Below are 6,214 nucleotides of genomic sequence, written 5' to 3'. Positions count from 1 at the left end.
TCCTTCTTCCTGCTGCACCTGCTCCCCAGCAACCCGGTGGACCTCATGCTCGGCCCCGACGCTGCCGACGTCACCGTCGAGGAACGTGAGGCCCTCGCGGCCCGCTATGGGTTGGACCAACCGGTGCTCATCCAATACTTCACACACCTGTTCGCCCTGGTTCGTGGGGACCTCGGCTACTCGTTCCAGCTGGGACGCCCGGTGGCCGACGTCCTGGGCGAGGCGCTGCCATCGACCCTGGTTCTGGCCGGAGTCTCCCTCCTGCTGGCCCTGGCTGTCGGGCTGGCGCTCGGCTTCATCGCTGCCACGATCCGTAGCCCCTGGCTCTCCCAGATCCTCCTCAGCGTGCCGAGCCTGGGCGTCTCCATCCCCAGCTTCTGGTTCGGTCTGGTCCTCATCCAGTACTTCTCCTTCCGATGGCAGCTCTTCCCGGCCTTCAACGCCCCCGGGCCCTCCGGGCTGGTCCTGCCGATGCTGGCGCTGGCCATGCCCTCAGCCGCGATGATCGCGCAGGTCTTCGCCCGCAGCCTCATCGACTCCCGCAGGCAGCCGTTCACCAACGCCATCAGGTCCAAGGGGGCCGGATACCTCTCTGTGCAGTTCCGCCATGTGGCGCACAACGCGCTGCTACCGGTACTCACCGTCCTCGGACTCGTCGTCGCGGGCCTCTTCGGCGGAACCGTCATCGTCGAGACGGTCTTCTCCCGCCCTGGACTCGGCAGGGTGATCTCCAACGCTGTGGGCGGCCAAGACATTCTCGTGGTGCTGGGCGCCGTGCTGTTGGGAGCACTGCTCTACACGCTCACGAATCTGGTCGTAGACCTCGTCTACCCACTACTGGACCCGCGACTCCGCACGAGCATTCGGACCGGGCCACGGCGAGCACGCTTCGGGCGAGGACGCCTCGATCGAGCCCGGCTCGACGAGGCACAGGGCGCCGGCTCCACCCCCGAAGCCCACTCCGACGACGCAGAGCGACGCCTCTCCTCCGCTGCGGCGAACCAATCCAAGGAAGTGACTACCCGATGAGCACCGTAGAGCTGGAAACGCCCGTGACCACGCCCCCACTCCAGGACGACCCCGGGGACGAACTTGCGGTGTCCTCACCTTCCTCCCCGTCAGCTCACGGCACACCGCCCAGTGCCTGGAAGCGTTTCAAGACCTCGTGGCTCGCGAAGCCGACCGTCCTGGTCGCCTTGGCATGGCTGGCCGTGGTCCTGCTCGCGGCTGTGTTCCCGGCCGCGCTCGCCCCTGGGAACCCGATTCAGGGTGACGTCACCCAGAAACTGCTGCCCCCAGGCAGCGAGCACTGGTTCGGCACCGATCAGCTCGGTCGGGACGTGTACACCCGCGTGGTGCACGGAGCCGGCCTCACACTGCACGCCGTCATGATCGCCATCGCCCTGGGACTCATCGTCGGCTCCCTACTGGGGCTTCTGGCCGGATTCCTCGGGGGCCGGACGGAGACCCTGGTCATGCGCCTGGCAGACGTACTGCTCTCCATCCCGGACCTGCTGCTGATGCTGACCGTGGTGGTCGCCCTCGGCGTCGGCACCGTCAACATCGCCCTCGCCGTGGGGCTCGTCAGTATCGCGTCGGTAGCCCGCGTCATGCGGGCGGAGGTACTCAAGGTCAAACAGTCCCCCTATGTCGAGGCCGCACGGGCCGGAGGCGCAAAGACCGGTCGGATCCTGGTGCGGCACGTGCTTCCCAACGCGTACGGACCGGTGCTGGTGCTCGGCGTGCTCCAGTTCGGCACCATGATCCTCGCGATCAGCGCGCTGAGCTTCCTCGGCTACGGCGCCCCGCCACCGGCCCCGGAGTGGGGAGCCATCGTCAGCCAGGGCAGGGATTACCTCGCCGCCCAGGGCTGGATCTCCACGGTGCCCGGCCTGGTCATCGCCGCCACCGTCCTGTCAGTCAATCGAATCGCGAACGCCCTGAACGAAAGGTTCGACTCGTGAGCAAGGACATCCTGTTCCAAGTCAGGGACCTGCACCTCAAATACCGTACCCGCTACGGATTCGTCGAAGCCGTCCGAGGAGTCGACATCGACATCCACCGGGGCGAACGCGTCGCCCTCGTTGGGCAAAGCGGATCCGGCAAATCCACCATCGCCTCCACGTCGCTGGGACTCAGCCCTCGATCGCTGGTCACGACCAGCGGCAGCATCCAGTTCGAAGGGCAGGAGATCCTGGGCGCCAAGGATCGTGTACTCAACCAGCTCCGTGGGCGCCACATCGGCTACGTACCCCAGGACCCCACGGTGTCCTTGGACCCGGTCAAGCGCATCGGCGACCAAGTCGCAGAGGTCCTGCGCGTACACCGACTGGAACCTAAACAGGTCTTCCACGACCGGGTCGTGACCGCCCCGGCGGACGCCGGGCTGGACCAGCCGGAACTACGTGCAACGCAGTATCCGCACGAGCTCTCCGGAGGCCTACGCCAAAGGGTGCTCATCGCGATCAGTTTGATCGCCTCTCCCCAACTGCTCATCGCCGACGAACCCACCAGTGCCCTGGACGTCACGGTGCAGAAGCAGATCCTCGACCTCCTCGATGAACGCGCATCGCAGGCTGGCTCCGCCCAATTGTTGATCACCCACGATCTGGGTGTCGCGGCCGACCGCAGCGACCGCGTTCTGGTGATGAGTCAGGGCAGGGTGGTGGAGGAAGGAACCCCGGACCAGGTGCTCCATCGACCCATGCACCCCTACACCCAGAGACTCGTCTGCGATGCCCCCGGCATGCACACCCAGCGACGGATCCTCGTCGGAACCGAAGCAAGGACAAGGGGAGCGCATCAGGCCTCCACCGAGCTCGGAGGCGCCGCAGAAACGCTACGGCTCCAGAAGGTCACGAAGGAGTTCCCACTACCCGGTTCTCTCGGTGGAGGCACGTTCCCCGCCGTGGCGGAGGTCGACCTCACCGTGGCTCGAGGCCGAACCACGGGCCTCGTCGGTGAAAGCGGCTCCGGCAAGACCACCACCGGGCGCATCGCACTCCGACTTGAAGAACCCACCTCGGGCAAGGTGCTCTTGCACGGAGAGGACATCACGGCGGTCCGCGGGGAAAAGCTGCGACAACTGCGGCGCCGACTCCAGATCGTGCAGCAGAATCCTTTTGCCTCACTCAACCCCAAGCTGACCGTCTCCGAGATCGTCGAGGAACCCTTGGCTTCCTTCGGGATCGGCAACCGCAAGCAGCGGCGGGCCCGCGCAGCGGACCTGATCGATCAAGTGGCCCTACCGGGCCGGACACTGCACGGCCGGGCCGACGAACTCAGTGGGGGTCAGCGACAGCGTGTAGCCATCGCTCGTGCCCTCGCCCTGGAGCCGGAATTCATCCTGCTCGATGAGCCCGTCTCCGCGCTCGACGTGTCCGTCCAGTCCCAGATCTTGGATCTCCTGGTGGACCTGCAGCGAGAACACGAACTCAGTTATCTGTTCATCTCACACGACCTTGCCGTGGTGCGCGACATCGCACACGAGATCAACGTGATCAGACAAGGTCGGATCGTCGAGGCCAACGACACCGTAAGCCTGTTCGAACAACCACACAGCGACTACACCAAGGAACTGCTCGCCGCGATCCCAGGAAGCAGTCCTATCAAGGCCGCTTGACCGCAATCGGCCGGCAGCCCAAGAAACCACAGCACCCTCCCAGAAGAAACGAGAACAAATCCATGCTTGCATCCAAGAAAAGGTCGCTGATCCGTACCACCGCAGCGCTGGCGGCCCTCGGGCTCGGGTTGAGCGCCTGCGCATCCACACCAGAATCCGGTGAGGGCACCACCAACGGTGGCACGCTCAAGTTCGCCGTGGCCAACGATCCCGTCAGCCTGAACCCGGCGGCCCTGGGCGGAGGCAACGACACCTGGTACGTCACGAGGCAGCTCTTCGATTCACTCGTGTTCCAGAACCCCAAGACGTTGGAACTCGAGCCATGGCTCGCGAAGGAGTTCTCCTCCAATGACGAGGCCACGGAATGGACGTTCAAACTGCGAGATGATGTCACGTTCTCCGACGGGAGCAAGCTCACCGCGAGCACCGTGAAGGGCAACATCGACAGCGCCAAGAAGGCGGGGGCCACGTCCGGTGCCGCCGGCCCCCTCACCCATTACAAGGGCACGGAAGTGATCGATGAGCACACCGTCGTGGTGAAGTTCTCGGAGCCCAACGTCGCCTTCCCCGTCCAGGCCTCCTCCACCTGGTTCGGCATCGTGTCCGATGCCTCGTTGAAGGTCCCCTTCGAGGACCGGACCGACGGATCCAAGATCTCAGGCTCCGGCGCCTTCGAGCTGGACTCCTACAAGAAGGATCAGTCGGTGGTGCTGTCCAAGCGCAAGGGATACGAATGGGCACCGACCTACTTCGACAACGATGAAGGAGCTGCGCTGGACAAGGTCGAGTTCAGCATCGTCCCCGAACCCGGAAACCGCACGGGCGGACTCACCAGCGGACAGGTTGACGTCGCAGGCGGTGTCGCCCCGAACGATATCGAGAGCGTCGCAGCCTCCTCCAACATCGTTGAACGTGCCAATCCCGGCGCCGTGTTCGGGATCTCGTTCAATGAGGAAAGCCCCTTGACCAGGGATCCGTTGGTCCGGGAGGCGATCTCCTATGCGGTGGATGCGAAGGAGGTCCGCGACGGAGCGCTCAACGACCACTTCCCCGTCGCCAAGAGCCCGCTTGGCCACCTGACCCAGGATTACGCGGACGTGTCAGCCGACATCGCCAAGCAGGACCCGGACAAGGCCGCCGAGATCCTCGACGAGGCCGGATGGAAGGTCGGCTCCGACGGGATTCGGGAAAAGGATGGCAAGCAGCTGAACCTACGTTTCCTCTGGGGTCCGAACTTCTCAGCCAACGCCGACAGCATCGCGATCCTGCAGCAGCAATTGGAGGACGTCGGTTTCAAGGTGAAGCAGCTCAGCGACCCCGCCACGGCTCAGCAGATTCGTGCAGACAAGGCCTACGACATCTCGTGGAGCAACACGTCCTCGACCGATCCGGACGTACTGCGCACCAACTTCACGGACTCCGGAGCCTATTCGAACCCGGTCAGTGACCAGGACCTCGAGGATCGTCTCAAGAGGCAGGTCACCGTTTCGGACGAAGCGGAACGCGCAGATCTCGTCAAGCAGATCCAACGTGATCTGGTCACAGGATTCCACTTCGTCCCCGTGCATGAACTGGCCACCATCATCGGCACCTCCGACGACGTCGACGACCTGGAGTTGGGGGCTGACACACGCCTCACCTTGCTGATCAACACGACCAAGGCCCACTGACCCACCAGCCGAAGGCAAGGAGCAGACATGACCCGATTTCCCGTCGGCATCGAGGTGACCGGAGAGGGAGCGCACCCCGCCTCATGGCGATTCGCCACAGACACCCCAGCACACTACTTCGACCCACACCGCTTCAGAGCACGATTTGCTGCGCTCGACGACTCCCTGCTGTCCTTCGCGATCCTGGGGCAGCACCACCGCCCGGGGCTGCCGCCCAACGTGCAAGGTCAGCTCGATTCGGTCGAGGCCGCGGCCCACGCCGCAGCCCTCACAGAACACATCGCGGTCGTGGGCGAGACCAATGCGATCCATGCCGAACCGTTCCACGTGGCCAATCAGCTCAATTCGCTGGACTGGTCCGCGAAGGGCCGCAGCGGCTGGCTCGTGGGAACCGACGATTCCGACGACGTAGCGGCCTCCTATGGTCGACGTCCCCGTGAAACCGTCGGTGAGGCGCACCGGGAGACGCGCGACGTCATCACCGCCGTACGACGGCTCTGGGACAGCTGGGAGGACGACATCTTCCTGGCGGACGAGTCCTCGAACCGTTTCCTGGACCTGGACCGCTGGCACTATGCCGACTTCGAGGGTGAGTTCTTCAACGTCAAGGGCCCGGGACTGCTCCCCCGTCCCCCGCAGGGGCAACCGCCCATCTGGAGCCGTGACCTCAGCCCCTCGGTGTCTCCCCTGGTGGACATCGCGCTCGTGTCCGCACCCTCCGCCACAGGCACGGCGCAGGCTGCCCAAGCTGCCGCTCGAGCTGGCGTCAGCCGCAGCGTCGCCGAGGTCGAGATCGTCCTCGATGCACCCGGCCGCACCGCGCAAGAACGGCTGGAAGCACTCGATGCGGCATTCCCCTGGGCACCGACCGACCGGCTCCGGGTCGTCGGCAGCGTAGACCAGGCGGCCCAGCGCATCATCG

5 protein-coding genes are annotated in these 6,214 nt (G+C 65.0%); all 5 read left to right on the top strand.

What is annotated here, in order from left to right; genetic code table 11:
* Positions 1-1,029, top strand: a 1,029-nt coding sequence (locus Q0A15_RS12495) for an ABC transporter permease (RefSeq protein ID WP_291279857.1), incomplete at its 5' end; no start/stop codon positions are given.
* A complete protein-coding gene (locus Q0A15_RS12490; protein WP_291279856.1) occupies positions 1,026-1,964 on the top strand; it encodes an ABC transporter permease in 939 nt (312 codons plus the stop codon). The genes Q0A15_RS12495 and Q0A15_RS12490, both read left to right, overlap by 4 nt.
* Positions 1,961-3,622, top strand: a complete 1,662-nt coding sequence (locus tag Q0A15_RS12485; protein WP_291279855.1) for an ABC transporter ATP-binding protein — start codon at positions 1,961-1,963, stop codon at positions 3,620-3,622. Before Q0A15_RS12490 ends, Q0A15_RS12485 begins: the two co-directional genes overlap by 4 nt.
* 62 nt (positions 3,623-3,684) lie before the next feature.
* Positions 3,685-5,292: an ABC transporter substrate-binding protein gene (locus tag Q0A15_RS12480; RefSeq protein WP_291279854.1), complete on the top strand. Its 1,608-nt coding sequence runs from the start codon at positions 3,685-3,687 to the stop codon at positions 5,290-5,292.
* A 27-nt stretch (positions 5,293-5,319) separates the two neighbouring features.
* Positions 5,320-6,214: LLM class flavin-dependent oxidoreductase (locus Q0A15_RS12475; RefSeq protein ID WP_291279853.1), on the top strand; the 895-nt coding region annotated here is incomplete at its 3' end.

It is taken from the genome of Galactobacter sp., assembly GCF_022712295.1.
GTDB lineage: Bacteria > Actinomycetota > Actinomycetes > Actinomycetales > Micrococcaceae > Galactobacter.
Note: the sequence above shows the minus strand (reverse complement) of the source record. Positions and strands in the feature narration are given on the sequence as shown.

Excerpts from the sequence above, each read along its gene's own strand:
- Q0A15_RS12490 (WP_291279856.1), top strand. The coding sequence starts at position 1,026 with ATGAGCACCGTAGAGCTGGAAACGCCCGTGACCACGCCCCCACTCCAG.
- Q0A15_RS12480 (WP_291279854.1), top strand. The coding sequence starts at position 3,685 with ATGCTTGCATCCAAGAAAAGGTCGCTGATCCGTACCACCGCAGCGCTG.